This window comes from Actinomadura sp. NPDC048021 (assembly GCF_040653135.1).
GTDB lineage: Bacteria > Actinomycetota > Actinomycetes > Streptosporangiales > Streptosporangiaceae > Spirillospora > Spirillospora verrucosospora.
On sequence record NZ_JBEZJQ010000040.1, the window covers coordinates 47,130 to 65,367 of the forward strand.

Below are 18,238 nucleotides of genomic sequence, written 5' to 3' on the forward strand. Positions count from 1 at the left end.
TAGGTGCGCGCGATGGTGGAGTCCACGCTTACGTCCCACGTGATCAGGTCTTTTGCATCGGCCTCCGCCTGCAACTGCTCGAAGAGCCGTTCCAGGTGCCGTCGCGCTGCCACCGCCAGAACAGGTCGTAGGCCCGGTCCCACGGCCCATAACGCTCCGGAAGATCACGCCACGGAGCGCCGGTCCGGGTCCGCCACCGTATCCCGTCGATCAACTGCCGCCGGGTTCAGATCCGCGGCCGACCCGGCTTCTTGCCCACCGGCAGCAACGGCTCCAGCCGCTCCCACTGGCTGCGGTCGCTGGAGTTGGGCGACGCACCTGGTACCTGCGGCGGCCTGGAGGCCTGGTGGTTCGGCGTGGCTCGGTTGAACACAGGGAGAGGGCGCGCCGGCGGTGCTCGGGGCTTCTGGTCCTGTGTGAACCGTCCGGGTGCCGGGGGAGACGGCTCGGTTCGCTAACGAACGGCTAACTAACGATCAAGAGGCCGGTTCTCCATGGTGGAGAAACGGCCTCTGAGCTGGTACTTCTTGTCGGGACGGCGGGATTTGAACCCACGACCCCTTGACCCCCAGTCAAGTGCGCTGCCAAACTGCGCTACGTCCCGGTGCCCGTTTGAGCGGGCGTGATTACTGTAGCGCAGTCTGCGGGGTCGTGCGTACCGAGATACGGGGGCGCGGATCTCTGGTAGGCAGGCCTGATGGTGCGTTTGCGGGCGGTGCTGGCCGGGGTCTTGGGCCTGGGGCTGGTGGGCGGGTGCGGGGACGGTGGAGGGGCTCGGGCGGTGAGCGGGAGTCCTGAGCCGGAGAGGTCCGTGCCGCGGGTTTCGGAGGCGCCGGTCGTGCGGGTGCCGGTTGGTGTGCGGGCCTCGTACGAGGTGTTCGATCGGGCCGCCGGGCGGGTGGTGGTCGCGCGGGCGACGCGGCGGACGTTCCGGTCGGCCTCGGTGGTGAAGATCCTCATCGCGCTGGACTACATGGATCGGCATGAGGTGTCGGCGGCCGATCGGCGGTTGCTGGTGCCGATGCTGCGGTCCAGTGACGACGGGGCCGCGACGGAGTTCTGGCGGCGGGGCGGGCGGAAGCAGATCATCGAGCGCATGGTGCGGAAGATGGGGCTGGAGGACACCGCGCCGCCGCCCGCGGAGAAGCCCGGGTACTGGGGTTACACGGCGCTCAGTGCGCGGGACGTGGTGCGGATGTACCGGTACCTGCTGGAACGGGCGCCGGAGGGGCAGCGGGAGTTCGTGCTCCAGCAGTTGCGGGCGTCGACGCCCTGCGGGACGGACGGGTTCGACCAGACGTTCGGGATCCCGCGGGCGGTGAAGCGGCCGTGGGCCGTCAAGCAGGGGTGGTCGGGGTTCGGGGAGACGCCGTCGGAGCCGTGCCATGTGCGGCCGGCGGCATGGCGGCCCGACCTGGGGCTGGGGCGGCCCGTGCTGCACACGACGGGGGTCGTGGGGGACAAGATCGTGGTGGTGCTGACGCTGCATCCGGCGGGGACTCCGTTCGGGACGGCGGCGGCGCGGATCACCTCGTTGACGCGGCAGGTGACGCGGGTGTGACGTGGGTCACACGGCGGGGAACGGGTCCGTTTTGAGACGGTCACCGGAAGTGGTCGGCTTCGGGCGTGAACGGAAAACCCGGGCAAAGATCTAGCCTCTTTGCAGGGACATGGGCGAATAGTCCCTCACTGACGTATGTAGCTTTTTTCTCCCAGGGGCAGGTGACGCCGAACGGGGGACGGGGTTGGCGGAAGCGGAAGGCACGCAGCCCGGGGTGCCCGGCGCGGACGTGGAGGACCTCCGGGGCGCGGCGCGCGACCGGGCCGTGCTGGCGGAGGCGCGGGTCGTGCTGGCCCGGCGTCTCGGCGTCCCGCCGGGCGAGGCCCTGCAGCACCTGATCTGGCTCGCGCGCGATCTGGACATCGACATGGCCGAGGCGGCGTCGCTGCTGGTCAAGGACGGCGGCGGCGGGCCGGTGGGGGCCGTGGTGGCGGGGCGCAGGGCGCCGCGCGCCGAGGAGGTGCCCGCGGAGCGCCAGGCGGTCCTGTCGGAGGCCGAGGACGTCCTGCGCCGGGTGACGGCCGAGGACACCGCGGGGGACGCGGAGATCCTCGCGGGGGTGCCCGACGACCCGGCGGCGACGGCGGTGCTGGAGGGGGCGCTCGACTCGGCGGCCCACCTGGTCCCGGTGCGGGGGCCGGACGGCAGCGTGGTCGACTTCCTTTTCGCGGAGCTCAACGGCGTCGCCAAGGACATGTTCGGGCGGGGCCGGGAGGAGCTGACCGGACTGCGGCTGCTGCGGACGGACCCGGGGGCGGTGCTCAGCGGCCTGTTCGACGACTACGTCGGGGTGCTGGAGTCCGGGATGCGTTTGGAACGTTCCTCGATCCAGTATTCGACGGCTCAGCGGGGCCTGTCCCGCTCGTCGCGGATGAGTGTGCGATGCGTGCGGGTGCCTACCGGTATCTGCGTCACATGGCGGTACCACCTGGCCGAGGACCGTATCGCGCGGCGGCTGGAGCGGGTCGAGCGGCTCGCGCTGATCGGGTTCGGGGAGTGGGACCTCGCCACCGGGGAGGCGGACTGGACGCCGCAGATGCTGGCCAACTACGGCCTGTCTTCCGACGAGGTGCCGCCGATGCCGCACGACCTGCCGAAGGTCGTGGCCGACGACGACCTGCCGCTGGTCGAGGAGGCCGTCCAGACCATGTTCTCGCGGCGTGAACCGGTCGAGGCGGAGCACCGCGTGATCAGCCATGACGGGACGCCCCGCCATCTGTGGGTGTTCGCCGAGCCCGTGCTGGGCGAGTCCGGCCTGCCCGTTTCGATCAACATCGTGTCGCAGGACATCACCCGGCGGCGCGGGGTGGAGCGCGCGCTGGCCGAGACCCGGCGGCAGATGCTGCGCCAGCAGGCGCGGACGGCCCAGGAGCGGCGCGTGGCGGTGACCCTGCGGCGGGCCATCCTGCCGGACGAGGACGAGGTCGAGCAGCTGCCGGGCCTGTGCACCTCGATCCGCAGCATGGCGGCGGAGAGCACGGCCCGCATCGGGGGCGACTGGTTCGCGACCAAGGCCCTCCAGGACGGGCGGGCGATGTTCGCGATCGGGGACGCGGCCGGGCACGGGCTGCCGGCGGCGGCGGCGATGGCGCGGACCCGGAACGGCCTGCTGGGTCTCGCCTGCACGGGGGAGCGCCCGGGGCGGCTGGTCGGCTGGCTGAACGAGCTGATCGGCGGCATGGACCCGCCGGCGACGGGCACCGCCATCGTCGCCCACTACGACCCGTCCCGGCACGTCCTGGAGTGGACGTGCGCGGGCCATCCGCCGCCGATCCTGGTCCGGGACGGGCGGGCGACCCCGCTGGAGGTGGTCCGCGACCCGATGCTCGGCGCCATGCCCGGCTGGGAGTACACGACGATCACCACTGGGCTCACGTCGGGCGACATGCTCTTCCTCTACACCGACGGCCTGGTGGAGCGCCGGGACGCGGACCTGGACGAGCGGATCGTCCGCCTGACCCACATCCTGCGGGACTCCTCCACGCGTCCCGACCGGGTGCTGGACGAGGTGCTGGCGCGGATGGAGCACGACCGGGCGGCGGACGACACCACGCTGTTCGCCCTTTACGTGGAGTGACCGTCCGGGCCTCGCGGTGACGGACGGCACGCCTGGCCAGCGAAGATCACCTAGTGTGACGTGCGCCTCACCCGGCGGGGCGGCCGGGTGGCGGGCCGCCTCGGCGGAGACCGTCCGACGCCCCCTATTCGATCTTCTTTACCTTTTCCCGAAGGCTCGGTAAGGGAGGCGGGCAAGGGGTTGGGCGCCTCTCGAGAAAGATCGGGAAGAGGGGGCGCCGCCCCGGTGTTGGGAGTCTCTTGAGAGGGCTTTGAGCAGGCAAGACTTTACTTTATGCCTGGTTTGCTTTTCTTGAGAAGGTTGGTACCTTCGATCCCGAATCACGCAGCGCGTCCCATGCGTTGCCACCGGCCGCACCATGCGCGGCCGAGGATCGCGGAGCGGTATCCGCACGCGATGCGCGCCAATCGACGCGCGCCCCCTCATCAAGATCTGCCAGAGAGAACATCCGTATACCTGCACCGCTCCCGCGGTGCGAGGCCGAGTCCGTCCGGTCGGTGACCGGAGCGGAGCCGGGGACCCACGTTTCTGGGGTGAATCGGCGCGCCCGAGAGTCGCGCCGTAGGGCTGCTTCCATGCCCGAATCCGTCAGCTAACCCGGTAGGCGCCATGGAAGACAAGGAGATTCCCTGCATGTCCGGTCTTTTCGATCGACTTTCGCTCAACCGCCTCACCCCCGAGGACAAGGCCGTCGGCGTCGCCGTGGGCGCGGTCCTGGCGGGCGCGGTCGGGCTCTCGGTGGTCAACCCCCTCGCCGGCGGCCGCGCGGCCGCCGAGACCTCCGCCCAGGCGGCGGTGGTCTCCGAGCAGGGGACCGCCGCTCACCAGCCCTCCCAAGCCAAGACGGTGAAGGCCGAGAACGCCGTCGCCGAGGCGCGGCGCGAGGGCTTCAAGGTCCCCCCGCACGCGGTCAAGCCCGCCGAAGTGATCAAGCTCGCGGAGTCGCAGGTCGGCGTCCACGAGGGCAAGGGCGGTCAGACCAAGTACCACAAGTGGTACATCTCGACTCCGCACGCGAAGGCCACCGCCAAGCGCGACGGCGGCTTCTCGGTCAAGGAGTACAACGGCGCCCAGTGGTGCAACATGTTCGTCTCCTGGCTCGGCGCCCAGACCGGCGTCAAGAACATGGGCTGGGACGCCTACACCGTCCAGCACGCCAGCTGGTTCAAGCAGACCGACCGCTGGGGCCACAAGGCCAGGCCGGGCGCCGTGGTGTTCTTCGACTGGCAGGACGGCTCCAAGGCCGGCATCGGTGACATCGACCACGTCGGCATCGTCGTCAAGGACAACGGCGACGGCAGCATCACCACCGTCGAGGGCAACACCGACAACGCGGTGCAGAAGAAGGTCCGCGAGAAGTCGCAGGTCGTCGGCTACGGCTACCCCGACTACGCCCGCTGATCCGACGCGTCCCGAGAAGGTGCGCGCCTCGCGAAGGCGCCCGGCCTCAGGCCGGGCGCCTTCTGGCGTTCCGGGTGTTGTGCCCAAACCCTCCGGTGACGGTGGGTAATGCTAAGCGTTGACAGCCTTTGATCCCTCTTGGACCTCAGTGCGGAGTTCCTGGAAAGGAATCCAGCACGCCGGAGTCTGCGGAGGGGGATGCCCATGGCGGTGCGCCCGGATGTCAGCGTGGTGGTGATCGCCTACAACGACGCCCGCAGGCTTCCGCGGGCGGTGGCCTCGACGCTGGCGCAGTCGCTGGGCGGCGTCGAGACGGTGATCGTCGACGACGCGAGCACCGACGGGACGGGCGAGGCCGCCGACCGGCTCGCCGCGGCCCATCCGGGGCGGGTCCGGGCCGTCCACCTGCCGGCCAACTCCGGCGGCTGCGGCCGTCCCCGCAACACCGGGATCGAGGAGTCCACCGGCCGGTACGTGATGTTCCTCGACAGCGACGACCTGCTGGACCGGCACGCCTGCCTCAACCTCCTCGCCGCCGCCGAGGACACCGGCGCCGACGTGGTCTCGGGGCTCTGCGACCGGATCTTCCTCGACCTGCCCGAGGGCGCCAAAGGGCGGATCCGCCCCTGGTACCCGTGGCTCTACCGGCACAGCGCGGTCTACGGGTCGCTGAGCGAGAGACCCGATCTTCTCTACGACACCCTCTCGACCAACAAGGCCTACCGCCGCGGCTTCCTGGAGGAGCACGGCCTGCGGTTCGTCGAGCGGCTGCACTACGAGGACCTGCTGTTCACCGCCGAGGCCTACCTGGAGGCGGGGCGGACCGCCCTGATCCCGCACCGCGTCTACAACTGGCTGGTCAAGGAGCGGACGCGGGCGCCGTCGATCTCCAACCGGCGCGCCGACCTGGCGAACTTCACCGACCGGCTGGAGATCCACCGCCGCATCGACATGCTCTTCGCGCTGCGTGGCGCCTACGACCTGCAGCGGGCCAAGGACGTCAAGTTCGTCAACCACGACCTGGTGCTGTACCTGCGCGACCTGCGCGACCGCGACCCGGCCCACCAGGCGCGCTTCCTCGACCTGGCCGCCGCCTACCTGGATGAGCTGGACCCGCGGGTCTTCGAGCAGGCCAACCCGCTGCCCGCGATCGCCGCGCACCTGATCCGCGAGGGCGATCACGCGGGCGCGCTCGCCGCCGCCGAGTACGACCCCGTGAAGCGTCCCGAGCTGCGCGCCCGCCTGGTGGAGCGGGACGGGCGGGTCTACTGGGGCGCCGGTCGCCCGCGCGGCACGCTCGGCCGCCGCGTCCGGGACGTCACGTCCTTCGGGTTCCATGTGCGGCCCCTCCGGGAGCTGCGCCCGGCGAACACCGTGACGCGGCTGGAGACGCGCGGCGGCCGCGTGCTCATGGCCGGCCACGTGCTGAACCCGCTGGAGCGGATCCCGCGGGATGCCGAGCTGGCCGGGACGCTGGAGTTCCGCGACCGGCGCGGCCGCTCGCGGAAGGGGCGGGTCCGCGCGCCCGTCCGGCATGAGGGCGACCGGCTCACCTGGCGCGCCGAGTTCGACCCCGCCCGCAGGATCCGCCCCCTCGGGTTCATCGACCCCGTCTGGGACGTGCGGCTGCGCATCCGGGTGGACGGCGAGGAGGTGGTCACTCGGCTCGGCGAGGGGCGCGGGTCGCCGTCGCTCGGCGGGGTCTTGCTGCCCGTCCGGCCGCGGCTGACGCGGTTCGCGGGGGACCGGCTCCGCTCCTACGTCACCGAGGGCGGGCACCTGGCGTTCGCCCTGGAGGCGGGGAGCCCGTGGGCGCGGCTCACCCGCGCCGCCGCGCGCCGCGCCGCCCTGTCCCGCCCGGGACGGCTGACCCGGCACCGGCTCCGGGAGCTGGGCCGGGCGGTGCGCCGGACCCTGACCGGCCGGAACACCAAGATCATCGTGTTCAACCGGGTGCTGAGCCGGCTGCCCGTCCGGGCCGGCATGGCGGTCTTCGAGAGCCAGCTCGGCCGCCACTACTCCGACAACCCCAAGTACATCTACCGGGAACTGCGCAGGTCCGGCCGCCCGGTGACGGCCGTGTGGTCGTACGCCTCGTCCCCCAAGGGGTTCCCCGACGACGCCCGGCTCGTCAAGCGCGGGTCCTGGGCGTACTACCTGGCGCTCGCGCGGGCCCAGTTCTGGATCGACAACCAGGGCTTCCCGGACCGGCTGCGCAAGCGTCCCGAGACCACCTACATCCAGACCTGGCACGGGTCGGCGTTCAAGCTGATGGGGCTGGACCAGCCGCGGATGAAGTCGGGGCCCGCGGGCGACCAGGAGCGGCTGCGGCGGATGGTGGAGCGCTTCGACTGCTTCCTGGTGCGTTCCGGGCACGACTCCGAGACGCTCTGCAGCGGCCTCGGCGTGCGCTCCGAGCTGCTCCCGGTGGGGTATCCCCGCAACGACCCCCTGGTCAACGGGGTGGACGGCGACCCGGAGCTGGCCGCCGAGGTCGCGGCCCTGCGCGAGTCGCTCGGCCTGGACGACGGGCGCCGGGCAGTCCTGTACGCGCCCACGTACGTCACCGGGCCGAGGGGGCGTCCCGTCCGGCTCCTCGACCCGCCTGTGGATCCGGGGGTCTTCGCGCGAGAGCTGGGGGAGGAGTGCGTCCTGCTCGTCCGGCCCCACTACCTGTGCCGGGCGAACGTCCCGCCGGGCGCCCGTGCCGTCATGCGGGACGTCGGCGCGGTCCCCGACGTGACGCCGCTCCTGCTGCTGGCGGACGCCCTCGTCACCGACCACTCCTCGATCATGTTCGACTTCGCCCTGCTCAACCGGCCGATCGTGCTGCACCTCCCGGAGGGCAGGGACCTCGCCACCGGCTACTTCGACCTGGAGCGGCACGCTCCTGGGCCGATCACCCGCACCGAGGACGAGCTCGTCGCCGCGCTCGCCGGCCTGGACGCGGCCGGGGCCGAGCACGCCGGGCGGCGCCGCGCGTTCGCCGCGCGCTTCGGCGAGCACGAACGCGGCACCGCCGCGAAGACGGTGGTGGACCGCTACTTCCCCGCCGCGCCGAGCAGGAGGGAAACGCCATGACCGCGCCGCGTGACGTCTTCATCGTGTGCAACAACGCCGACGAGATGGGCGGCCTCCAGCGGTGGGCGCACCACATGGCGCGGCTGCTGGCCGGGCGCGGCGACCGCGTCACCCTCGTCGGGATCACGCGGGGGCCGGAGCCGTACCACCACGGCCGCGACGGCTCCTACGCCGTCGAGGTGCTGCACGGGGAGTGGGGCCCGCCCGCCATGGCCTGGCGCCCGCGCAAGGCGCTGCAGCGGCTCGACCCGGCGGCTCGGGCCCGGGACCTGTGGCGGACGGCCGCCCAGCGGCGCGGCGCGGCGCGCCTGTCGGAGCTGTTCGCCGCCGCGCGGCCGGGGGCGGTCGTCATCGTGGCGCAGGTGTGGGCGATGGAGTGGGTGCGGCTCGCCGACACCTCCGGGCTGCGCGTCGTGGGCATGAGCCACGAGTCCTACCAGGCGACCCGGAGGTCGTCGCGGTACCGGCGGGTCAAGGATCTCTACGCCTGCGCGGACCGGATGCTGGTGCTCACCGCCGAGGACGCCGATGCCTGGGCCAGGGACGGCATGACCAACGTGGACCACATCCCGAACGCGCTGCACGTCACGCCCGGCGTGCATCCCACGCTCGACCTGCCGGTCGTCGCCTGCGTCGGCCGCCTGGCCTACGAGAAGGGCGTGGACCTGCTGCTGGAGGTGTGGGAGCGCGTCGCCGGACGGCATCCGGGCTGGCGGCTGCACGTCTACGGCGGCGGTCCGGACGAGGAGGACCTGCGGGCGCGGGCGGACGCCGCCGGGCTGTCCGGCTCCGTCGAGTTCCGGGGCGTGGTCTGCGAGGTCGAGGAGGCGCTCGTCGAGGCGTCGGTGTTCGCGCTGCCCTCGCGGGCCGAGGGCTTCCCGATGTCGGTGCTGGAGGCCATGGCGTACGGGCTGCCCACGGTGGCGTTCGACTGCGCGCCGGGCGTCCGGGCGCTGGTCGAGGACGGCCGGGACGGGCTGCTGGCCCCGCCGGGCGACGTCACCGCGTTCGCCGCCGCGCTCGGGCGGCTCATCGAGGAACCCGAGCTGCGCCGCGCGCTCGGGGCCCGCGCCCGCGTGTCGGTGTCGCGGTTCGGGCCGGACGCCGTCCTCGCCCGGTGGGACCGCCTGTTCGACCTGCTCCACCGCGGGCGCGCGGCCGCCGCGCCGGTTCTCGCGCCGCCCCGGGCCGCGGCCTCCGCCGCGCCGCTCGCCGAGCGGCCGGTGGTCGCTCTGGAGGCGGAACCCGCCCTGGGGGGTGATTCTTTCTAACAACTGTTTGGTAGAGTCCCTGGCGTGAAGCAGAACGAGTCCCCCGCGGACCGGGCCTTCCGCGCCGAGGTCCGCGACTGGCTCCAGGGCAACCTGTCGGGCGAGTTCGCGCACGCCCGCGGGCTCGGCGGCCCCGGCCGCGAGCACGAGGCCTTCGAGGAGCGGCTGGCCTGGGAGCGTCACATGGCCGCCGCAGGCTGGACCTGCGTCGGCTGGCCCCGCGAGTACGGCGGCCGCGGCGCCACCGTCGAGCAGCAGGTGATCTTCCACGAGGAGTACGCGCTCGCCGACGGGCCGGCCCGGGTCAACCACATCGGCGAGAACCTGCTCGGGCCCACGATCATCGCCTTCGGCACCGACGAGCAGCGCGCCCGCTTCCTGCCGCCGATCGTGGCGGCGCGGGAGCTGTGGTGCCAGGGTTACTCCGAGCCGAACGCGGGCTCCGACCTCGCCAACGTCCAGACCCGCGCCGAGCTCGCCGGGGACCACTGGCTGGTCGACGGGCAGAAGGTGTGGACGTCGCTGGCCCTCGAAGCCGACTGGTGCTTCGTCGTGTGCCGCACCGAGCCGGGGTCGTCGCGCCACAGGGGCCTGTCGTACCTGCTCGTCCCGATGCGCCAGGACGGCGTGGACATCCGGCCGATCGTCCAGCTCACCGGCACCTCCGAGTTCAACGAAGTGTTCTTCGACGGCGCCCGCACCGACGCGGGCAACATCGTCGGGGAGCCCGGCGAGGGCTGGAAGATCGCGATGGCGACGCTCGGGTTCGAGCGCGGCGTCGCGACGCTCGGCCAGCAGGTCGGGTTCCGGCGCGAGTTCGAGGGCGTCGCCGACCTCGCCCGCCGCACCGGCGCCATCGACGACCCCCTGCTGCGCGACCGGCTGACCCGGTCCTACATGGGCCTGGAGATCATGCGGCTGAACGCGGTGCGCACCATGGCGGGCGTCGCGTCGGGCGCCCCCGGCCCCGAGTCGTCGATCTCCAAGCTCGTCTGGGGCACCTGGCACCGCGAGCTCGGCGAGCTGGCCATGGACGTCCTCGGCGCCGCCGGCCTCGTCGCTGACGGGGCGCCGGGCACCGGTCCGGACGGCGGGACCGCGCAGCCCTACGACCTGAACGACTGGCAGCGGCTGTTCCTGTTCTCCCGCTCCGACACGATCTACGCCGGGTCGAACGAGATCCAGCGCAACATCATCGCCGAGCGCGTGCTCGGCCTGCCCCGTGAACCGGCCGCCGACAGGAAGGCACGCGGATGACCCCGCCCCCCTACGTCCCCGGGCACGGCCTGCTCGCCGGCCGCGCCGTCGTGATCACCGCGGCGGCGGGGGCCGGCATCGGCGGCGCCACCGCCCGCCGCTGCCTGGAGGAGGGCGCCCGCGTCCTGGTCTCCGACGCGCACGAGCGGCGGCTCGCCGCGACCGCGGCGGAGTTGGAGAAGGAGTTCGGCGCCGACCGGGTCGACGCGCTGCCCTGCGACGTCACCTCCGAGGAGCAGGTCCAGGCCCTCTACGGCCGGGCCGTGGAGCGGTTCGGCCGCATCGACGTCGCGGTGAACAACGCCGGGCTCGGCGGGACGGCGGACCTCGTCGACATGACCGACGAGCAGTGGGGCCGCGTCCTCGACATCACCCTCACCGGCACGATGCGCTGCACCCGCGCCGCCCTGCGCCTCATGCGCGACCAGGGCTCCGGCGTCGTCGTCAACAACGCCTCGGTGATCGGCTGGCGGGCGCAGAAGGGGCAGGCGCACTACGCCGCAGCCAAGGCGGGGGTCATGGCGCTCACCCGCTGCTCCGCGCTGGAGGCGGCCGACTTCGGCGTCCGGGTCAACGCCGTCTCCCCGTCCCTGGCCATGCACCCGCACCTGGTCAAGGTGACGTCGGAGGAGCTGCTGGAGGAGCTGACGCGCCGGGAGGCGTTCGGCCGCTACGCCGAGCCGTGGGAGGTGGCCAACGTTATCGTCTTCCTGGCCAGCGACTACTCGTCGTACATGACGGGCGAGGTCGTCTCCGTCTCCTCCCAGCACGCTTAGGACACCGGTACATGAGGAACTGCGCATGAGTCCACGACGGCGCGACGCCGAGGGCACCGCCGCCGCCCGCGCGGGGCGGCGGGCCGAGCTGCTCGCCACGGCCGCCGAGGTGTTCGCCTCCCAGGGCTACTCCGCCACCACCGTCCGGAAGGTGGCCGACGCCGCCGGGATCCTCGGCGGCAGCCTCTACTACCACTTCGACTCCAAGGAGTCGATGGCCGACGAGATCCTGTCGACCTTCCTGGACGACATGTGGGCCGCCTACGACCGCGTCCTGGAGGCCGGGCTCAGCGCGCGCGACACCCTGGAGGCCATCGTCGTCGAGTCGTTCCGCTCGATCGACAGGCACCGTCCCGCGGTCGTCCTCTACCAGAACGAGTCCAAGCACCTCGCGACCAGCGAGCGGTTCCACTACCTCCTGGACTCCCAGCGGCGGTTCGAGGAGATGTGGCTGTCCCTGCTGGACCGCGGCGTCAAGGAGGGCGCGTTCCGCGCCGACCTCGACCGGACCCTCATCTACCGCTTCATCCGCGACACCGTCTGGGTCGCGGCCAACTGGTACCAGCACGGCGGGCGGCTGTCCGCCGACGACATCGCCAAGCAGTACCTCGCCATGTTCCTCGAAGGGATCCAGGCGAGCTAGGCCCGTACGAAGGAGACACCCCCCATGGCCGAGGCTTACATCGTCGACGCGGTCCGCGCCCCGGTCGGGCGCCGCAACGGCGGGCTCGCCGGAGTGCACCCCGCCGACCTCGGCGCGCACGTGCTGACCGCCCTCATGGACCGGACGAAGATCGACCCGGCCGCCGTCGAGGACGTCGTGTTCGGCTGCGTCGACACCCTCGGCCCGCAGGCCGGCGACATCGCCCGCACCTGCTGGCTGGCCGCCGGGCTCCCCGAGGAGGTCCCCGGCGTCACGGTCGACCGGCAGTGCGGCTCCTCCCAGCAGGCCGTGCACTTCGCGGCGCAGGCCGTCCTGTCCGGGACGTCGGACCTGGTCGTCGCGGGCGGCGTGCAGAACATGTCGCAGATCCCGATCGGCTCGGCGATGACCGCCGCGGCGCCGCTCGGCTTCACCGAGGGCCCCTTCGCGGGCTCGGCGGGCTGGGCGCGCCGCTACGGCGACACCGAGGTGTCGCAGTTCAACGGCGCCGAGATGATCGCCCGCGACTGGGACATCTCCCGCGAGGAGATGGAGGCGTTCGCCTACGAGTCCCACCAGCGCGCCATCCGCGCCATCGACGAGGGCCGGTTCGAGCGCGAGACCGTCGCCTGGGAGGGCGTCACCACCGACGAGGGCCCGCGCCGCGACACCACCCTGGAGAAGATGGCGGGCCTGAAGGCCCTGGTGGAGGGCGGCCGCCTCACCGCGGCCGTCTCGTCGCAGATCTCCGACGGCGCGGCCGCGCTGCTCATCGCCTCCGAGCAGGCCGTGAAGGACCACGGCCTCACCCCGCGCGCCCGCGTCCACCACCTCTCCGCGCGCGGAGAGGACCCCATCCGGATGCTGTCGGCGCCCATCCCCGCCACCGCGTACGCGCTGAAGAAGACCGGGATGACGATCGGCGAGATCGACGCCGTCGAGATCAACGAGGCGTTCGCGTCCGTCGTCCTCGCCTGGCTCAAGGAGACCGGCGCCGACCCGGCGACGACCAACCCCAACGGCGGCGCCATCGCCCTCGGCCACCCCCTCGGCGCCACCGGCGCCCGCCTGATGACCACCCTTCTGCACGAGCTCGACCGCACCGGCGGCCGCTACGGCCTCCAGACCATGTGCGAAGGCGGCGGCCAGGCCAACGTCACCATCATCGAGCGGCTCGGCTAGCCCAGGGGCGAGGAGGCGGATCGTGGAGGTCTTCGAACCGGCGCGGCTCGGGCCGCTGACGCTGCGGAACCGTGTGATCAAGGCGGCCACGTCCGAGGGGATGACGCCCGAGGCGCTGGTCACCGACGACCTGATCGAGTACCACCGGCGGCCGGCCGCCGGGGGAGTGGGCATGACCACCGTCGCCTACTGCGCGGTCGCGCCCGAGGGGCGGACCGAGCGGCGGCAGATCTGGATGCGGCCGGAGGCCGTCCCCGGGCTGCGGCGCCTCACCGACGCCGTCCACGCGGAGGGCGCCGCCGCGTCCGCGCAGCTCGGGCACGCCGGCCCGGTCGCCGACGCCAGCTCCAACGGGCGGCCCGCCGTCTCGGCCGGGCGGTTCTTCAACCCGCTCGGCATGGCCTTCACCAAGGTCGCCAAGGCGGAGGACATCGAGCGCATCACCCGCGCCCACGCCGAGGCCGCGCGGCTGGCGATCGAGTCCGGTTTCGACGCCGTCGAGATTCACCTCGGGCACAACTACCTGGCCAGCGCGTTCCTCAGCCCCCGCCTCAACCGCCGCAAGGACGGCTACGGCGGGCCGATCGAGAACCGGGCCAAGGTCGCGCTCGGCATCGCCCGCGCCGTCCGGGACGAGGTCGGCGACCGCATCGCGATCACCGCCAAGCTCAACATGCGCGACGGCGTGCGCGGCGGCCTGGAGATCGACGACAGCCTCCACGTCGCCCGCCGGCTCCAGGAGGAGGGCACCGTCGACGCGCTGGAGCTGACCGCCGGCAGCTCGCTGCTCAACCCGATGTACCTGTTCCGCGGGGAGATGCCCATCCCCGAGTTCGCGGCCAGCTACAAGCTGCCCATGCGGATCGGCCTGCGGATGTTCGGCAATCGGTTCCTGCGCTCCTACCCCTACCAGGACGCCTACCTGCTGGAGCACGCGCGCAGGTTCCGCGCCGAGCTCGACCTGCCCCTGATCCTGCTCGGCGGCATCACCGACCGCGCGAGCATGGACACCGCGATGGCGGAGGGCTTCGAGTTCGTCGCCATGGCCCGCGCCCTCCTCCGCGAACCCGACCTCGTGAACCGGATCGCCGCCGACCCGTCCACGCCCTCCCTGTGCGTCCACTGCAACCGCTGCGTCCCGACGGTCTACCGGGGCACGCACTGCCCGCTCGTCCCGGCGCCGGATTGACCTGGAGCGCGCTCCAGCTCGTAGCGTTCGGGGCATGACCACTCCACAGCACACGATCGGATCGGGGTTCGGCTTCGAGAGCACGGCGAGGGACGTCCTCGCGGGCATCGACCTCACGGGGAGGCTCGCCGTCGTCACCGGCGGGTACTCGGGCCTCGGCCTGGAGACGACGCGGGCGCTGGCGGGCGCGGGGGCGCAGGTGGTGGTCCCCGCGCGGCGCCCGGAGGCGGCGAAGGAGGCCGTCGGCGGCATCGACGGCGTCGAGGTGGACGAACTGGACCTGGCCGACCTGGAGAGCGTGCGCGGGTTCGCGGATCGGTTCCTCGCGTCCGGCCGCGGCATCGACATCCTGATCAACAACGCGGCGGTCATGGCCTGCCCAGAGACGCGCGTCGGGCCCGGCTGGGAGGCGCAGTTCGCCACCAACCACCTCGGGCACTTCGCGCTGGTGAACCGCCTGTGGCCGGCCGTCGGGCCGGGGGCCCGGGTGGTCGCGGTCTCGTCGCGCGGGCACCACTTCTCCCCGATCCGGTGGGACGACGTGCAGTTCGAGCGCGGCTACGACAAATGGGAGGCGTACGGGCAGGCGAAGACGGCCAACGTGCTGTTCGCCGTCCACCTGGACGCGCTCGCCAAGGACGCCGTACGGGCCTTCTCGCTCCATCCGGGGAGCATCCTGACGCCCCTCCAGCGCCACATCCCCCTGGAGGAGAAGGTGGCGAACGGCTGGGTCGACGAGGACGGGAACGAGATCGCCCAGGGGTTCAAGACGCCGGAGCAGGGCGCGGCGACGGCGGTGTGGGCGGCCACGTCCCCGCGGCTGGCCGGCATGGGCGGCGTGTACTGCGAGGACTGCGACGTCGCCGAGCGGGCCCCCGAGGGCGACCCCGCGCGCCGCGGCCGCGTCGGCGCGCCCTCCAGCGGGGTGCGCTCCTACGCGACCGACCCGGCGCAGGCCGAGCGGCTGTGGGAGCTGTCGGCGGAGCTGACCGGGGTGAACGCGTTCGCGTAGCGCCTGCGACGATGGGCCCGTGATCGACATCGCGGGGTGGGCCCCGGAACCGGAGGAGACGACCGAGGTCGTCGGCGCAGGGCCGTCGGAGGCGCTGGCCGGGCTGCTCGACGTCGAGCCACCGGGGGAGGAGCTGCCGCCCCTCTGGCACTGGCTGCACTTCCTGGAACGGCCCGCGCAGCGGGACCTGGGACCGGACGGGCATCCTCGCGAGGGCCGGTTCCTTCCGCCGATCCCGGAGCGGCGCCGCATGTTCGCCGGCGGGCGGTTCCGGATCCACGATCCCCTGCGCGCCGGGGACGCCGTCACGCGCCGGACGGAGCTCGCGTCCACCGCGGTGAAGCAGGGCCGCAGCGGGGAGATGCTGTTCGTGACCGTCCGGCACAGGTTCCTGCGGGACGGCACCCAGATCGCGGTCGAGGAGCAGGACCTCGTCTACCGCAGCGGCGGCGCGGCGTCCCGTCCGGAGCCGCCGCGGTTCGAGGCGCCGGCCGTGGACGCGCCGTGGACGCTGAGCACGACCGCCGGCCCGGTCATGCTGTTCCGGTTCAGCGCCCTCACCTACAACGCCCATCGCATCCACTACGACGAGGCGTACGCGACCGGGGTGGAGGGGCACGCCGGGCTCGTCGTCCACGGCCCGCTGCTCGCGATCCTCTGCCTGGAGCTGCCGCGCCGGGCGGGCCTGAAGGTGCGCGAACTGTCGTTCCGCGCCCGCAGGCCCGTCCACGCGGGGCAGCCGTTCGTGGCGGCCGGGTCCCCGGACGGGACCCTCTCGATCCACGCCCCGGGCGACGCCACGGCGATGACCGCCACCTTCGCGTGAGCGGCGCCGGTCTCCCCCGACCGGCGCCGATCTCCGTCAGGCGGCGGTGACGGGCGCCTCCCGCAGGGCCGGGCCGCCGCGGCGCTCCGCCGCGATCTGCTGCACGTACCGCTTGACCTCGCCGCTGACGCGCTCGTCGTCCCAGCCGAGCCAGGGCGCGACGAGTTCGGCGACGCGGGACGCCGCGGCCGCGCCGCCGTCCCACTCCTCGATCGAGACGCGGAGCCGCCGCGCCAGGACGTCCTCCAGGTGCAGCGCGCCCTCGTGCGTCACCGCGTAGACGGCCTCGGCGCACAGGTAGTCGCCGGCCCCGGGGATGGGGGCGCCGAGCGCCGGGTCGTCGGCGACCATGGCCAGCACCTCCCGGGCGCACGACCCGTACCGGTGCAGCAAGTGCTCGATCCGCGCGACGTGCAGGCCGGACTCGGCGGCGAGCCGGCGCCGCTCGTTCCACAGCACCTCGTACCCGGTGGCGCCGAGGATCGGCAGCCGGCCGGTGACCGACGCGGGGACGGAGTCGTCGAGGCCCTCGGCGACGACGTCCACCGCGTCCCGCGCCATCACGCGGTAGGTGGTGAACTTCCCGCCGGTCACGACGACGAGGCCGGGCACCGGCTCGGCGACGGCGTGCTCGCGGGAGAGCCGCGTGGTGTCGTCCATCTCGCCGGACAGCAGCGGCCGCAGCCCCGCGTAGACGCCCTCGATGTCGTCGTGCGTGAGCGGCGTCCGCAGGACGGAGTTCGCCTGGTCGAGGAGGTAGCCGATGTCGGTGTGGTCGGCGACGGGCTCGTCGGGGCCGTCGGCGTGCGGGGTGTCGGTGGTGCCGACGAGCCAGTGCCGCCCCCACGGGATGATGAACAGGACGCTCCTGGAGGTCCGCGTGATCAACCCGGTGCCCATCGGGATCCGGTCGCGCGGCACGACCAGGTGGACGCCCTTCGACGCCCGCACGGCGAACGCCGCCCGGGACCCGGTCATCGCCTGCGCGCCGTCCGTCCACACCCCGGTCGCGCACACCACGCGCCGGGCCCGCACGGCGATCTCCCGGTCGCCCTCCAGGTCCAGGACGCGGACGCCGGTCACCCGCTCGCCCTCGCGCAGGAACCCCGTCGCCTCCGCGCGGGTGGCCACGCTGGCGCCGTACTGCGCGGCGGTGCGGGCGACCATCATCGTGTAGCGGGCGTCGTCGACCTGCGCGTCGTAGTACTGGACGGCCCCGACCAGCGCGTCCGAGCGCAGGGCGGGGGCCTCCCGCAGCGCGGCCCGCCGCGTGAGCTGGCGGTGCCGGGGCAGCGAGCGCGCGCCGCCCATCGTGTCGTACAGGGTCACGCCCGCGCTGACGTACGCCCGCTCCCAGACCCGGTTGCGCAGCGGGTAGAGGAACCGGACGGGCCGCACCAGGTGCGGGGCGAGCCGCTGCAGGAGCAGGCCGCGCTCCCGCAGTGCCTCCCTGACCAGCCCGAAGTCGCGCTGTTCGAGGTAGCGCAGCCCGCCGTGGATCAGTTTGCTGGACCGGCTGGACGTGCCGGCCGCCCAGTCCCGCGCCTCCACGAGGGCGACGGACAGGCCCCGCGAGATCGCGTCGAGCGCCGCGCCGGCGCCGACGACGCCGCCGCCGACGACCACGACGTCGAACTCGGTCTCCGCCAGGCCGCGCAGGGTGTCCTCGCGGTACTGGGGGCCGAGGGCTACAGATGTCACCGCATGCTCCCGGAGAGAGGTCGGAACCAGTGTCGTGCGGCCGGGTTGCGGCGGGCCGTCGCCCGGAAGGACTCCGGGCCAACAACCCCCCGCACCCCGGCGAAGGCGCGCTCAGTCACTCAGGTCGACCCAGTCGAGAGTCCGGTCGACGGCCTTCTTCCAGCCCGCGTAGCCCTGGTGGCGTTGGTCGTCGTTCCAGGTGGGCTGCCAGCGTTTGTCCTCGTTCCAGTTCTGGCGGAGTTCGTCGGTGGTGGACCAGAA

14 protein-coding genes, 1 tRNA gene and 1 riboswitch are annotated in these 18,238 nt (G+C 73.0%); of the genes, 12 read left to right on the forward strand and 3 right to left on the reverse strand.

The window, feature by feature from the left end:
• Positions 1 to 43 precede the first annotated feature (43 nt).
• Together AB0C87_RS40155 and AB0C87_RS40160 are read right to left on the reverse strand one after the other, a co-directional pair.
• A complete protein-coding gene (locus AB0C87_RS40155) occupies positions 44 to 214 on the reverse strand; it encodes a transposase (protein WP_360581807.1) in 171 nt (56 codons plus the stop codon).
• Positions 215 to 530: 316 nt separating this feature from the next.
• A tRNA-Pro gene (locus AB0C87_RS40160) sits at positions 531 to 604 on the reverse strand.
• 207 nt (positions 605 to 811) lie between these two features.
• On the opposite strand from AB0C87_RS40160, the gene AB0C87_RS40165 reads away from it, so the two are divergent.
• From AB0C87_RS40165 to AB0C87_RS40220, 12 genes are all read left to right on the forward strand, one after another.
• Positions 812 to 1,561 (forward strand): hypothetical protein, encoded by a 750-nt coding sequence (locus AB0C87_RS40165; protein WP_360581808.1) that lies wholly within the window; start codon positions 812 to 814, stop codon positions 1,559 to 1,561.
• A 184-nt stretch (positions 1,562 to 1,745) separates the two neighbouring features.
• A complete protein-coding gene (locus tag AB0C87_RS40170) occupies positions 1,746 to 3,638 on the forward strand; it encodes a SpoIIE family protein phosphatase (protein ID WP_360581809.1) in 1,893 nt (630 codons plus the stop codon).
• A 468-nt stretch (positions 3,639 to 4,106) separates the two neighbouring features.
• Positions 4,107 to 4,260, forward strand: a riboswitch (cyclic di-AMP (ydaO/yuaA leader).
• An 11-nt stretch (positions 4,261 to 4,271) separates the two neighbouring features.
• Positions 4,272 to 5,039: a CHAP domain-containing protein gene (locus tag AB0C87_RS40175; RefSeq protein ID WP_360581810.1), complete on the forward strand. Its 768-nt coding sequence runs from the start codon at positions 4,272 to 4,274 to the stop codon at positions 5,037 to 5,039.
• Between the two features lie 204 nt (positions 5,040 to 5,243).
• Positions 5,244 to 8,120 (forward strand): CDP-glycerol glycerophosphotransferase family protein, encoded by a 2,877-nt coding sequence (locus AB0C87_RS40180; protein WP_360581811.1) that lies wholly within the window; start codon positions 5,244 to 5,246, stop codon positions 8,118 to 8,120.
• Positions 8,117 to 9,391 (forward strand): glycosyltransferase, encoded by a 1,275-nt coding sequence (locus AB0C87_RS40185; protein WP_360581812.1) that lies wholly within the window; start codon positions 8,117 to 8,119, stop codon positions 9,389 to 9,391. The genes AB0C87_RS40180 and AB0C87_RS40185 overlap by 4 nt, the downstream gene beginning before the upstream one ends.
• 24 nt (positions 9,392 to 9,415) lie before the next feature.
• Positions 9,416 to 10,648 (forward strand): acyl-CoA dehydrogenase family protein, encoded by a 1,233-nt coding sequence (locus tag AB0C87_RS40190; RefSeq protein ID WP_345172474.1) that lies wholly within the window; start codon positions 9,416 to 9,418, stop codon positions 10,646 to 10,648.
• Complete coding sequence (locus tag AB0C87_RS40195) at positions 10,645 to 11,424, forward strand: SDR family oxidoreductase (RefSeq protein ID WP_353832903.1); 780 nt, start codon at positions 10,645 to 10,647, stop codon at positions 11,422 to 11,424. Before AB0C87_RS40190 ends, AB0C87_RS40195 begins: the two co-directional genes overlap by 4 nt.
• A gap of 25 nt (positions 11,425 to 11,449) precedes the next feature.
• Positions 11,450 to 12,067 (forward strand): TetR/AcrR family transcriptional regulator, encoded by a 618-nt coding sequence (locus AB0C87_RS40200; protein WP_345172478.1) that lies wholly within the window; start codon positions 11,450 to 11,452, stop codon positions 12,065 to 12,067.
• A 24-nt stretch (positions 12,068 to 12,091) separates the two neighbouring features.
• Positions 12,092 to 13,249, forward strand: coding sequence for an acetyl-CoA C-acetyltransferase (locus tag AB0C87_RS40205; protein WP_360581813.1), 1,158 nt, complete (start codon positions 12,092 to 12,094; stop codon positions 13,247 to 13,249).
• A gap of 22 nt (positions 13,250 to 13,271) precedes the next feature.
• Entirely contained in the window at positions 13,272 to 14,438 is a 1,167-nt protein-coding gene (locus AB0C87_RS40210; protein ID WP_345172482.1) for an NADH:flavin oxidoreductase, read from the forward strand.
• 34 nt (positions 14,439 to 14,472) lie between these two features.
• Entirely contained in the window at positions 14,473 to 15,450 is a 978-nt protein-coding gene (locus AB0C87_RS40215) for an SDR family NAD(P)-dependent oxidoreductase (protein ID WP_360581814.1), read from the forward strand.
• Between the two features lie 19 nt (positions 15,451 to 15,469).
• Entirely contained in the window at positions 15,470 to 16,276 is an 807-nt protein-coding gene (locus AB0C87_RS40220; RefSeq protein WP_360581815.1) for a MaoC family dehydratase N-terminal domain-containing protein, read from the forward strand.
• Between the two features lie 36 nt (positions 16,277 to 16,312).
• Here AB0C87_RS40220 and AB0C87_RS40225 read toward each other — a convergent pair whose 3' ends face one another.
• On the reverse strand, positions 16,313 to 17,977 hold the full coding sequence (locus AB0C87_RS40225; protein WP_345172488.1) for a glycerol-3-phosphate dehydrogenase/oxidase: 1,665 nt from the start codon (positions 17,975 to 17,977) through the stop codon (positions 16,313 to 16,315).
• Between the last annotated feature and the right edge of the window lie 261 nt (positions 17,978 to 18,238).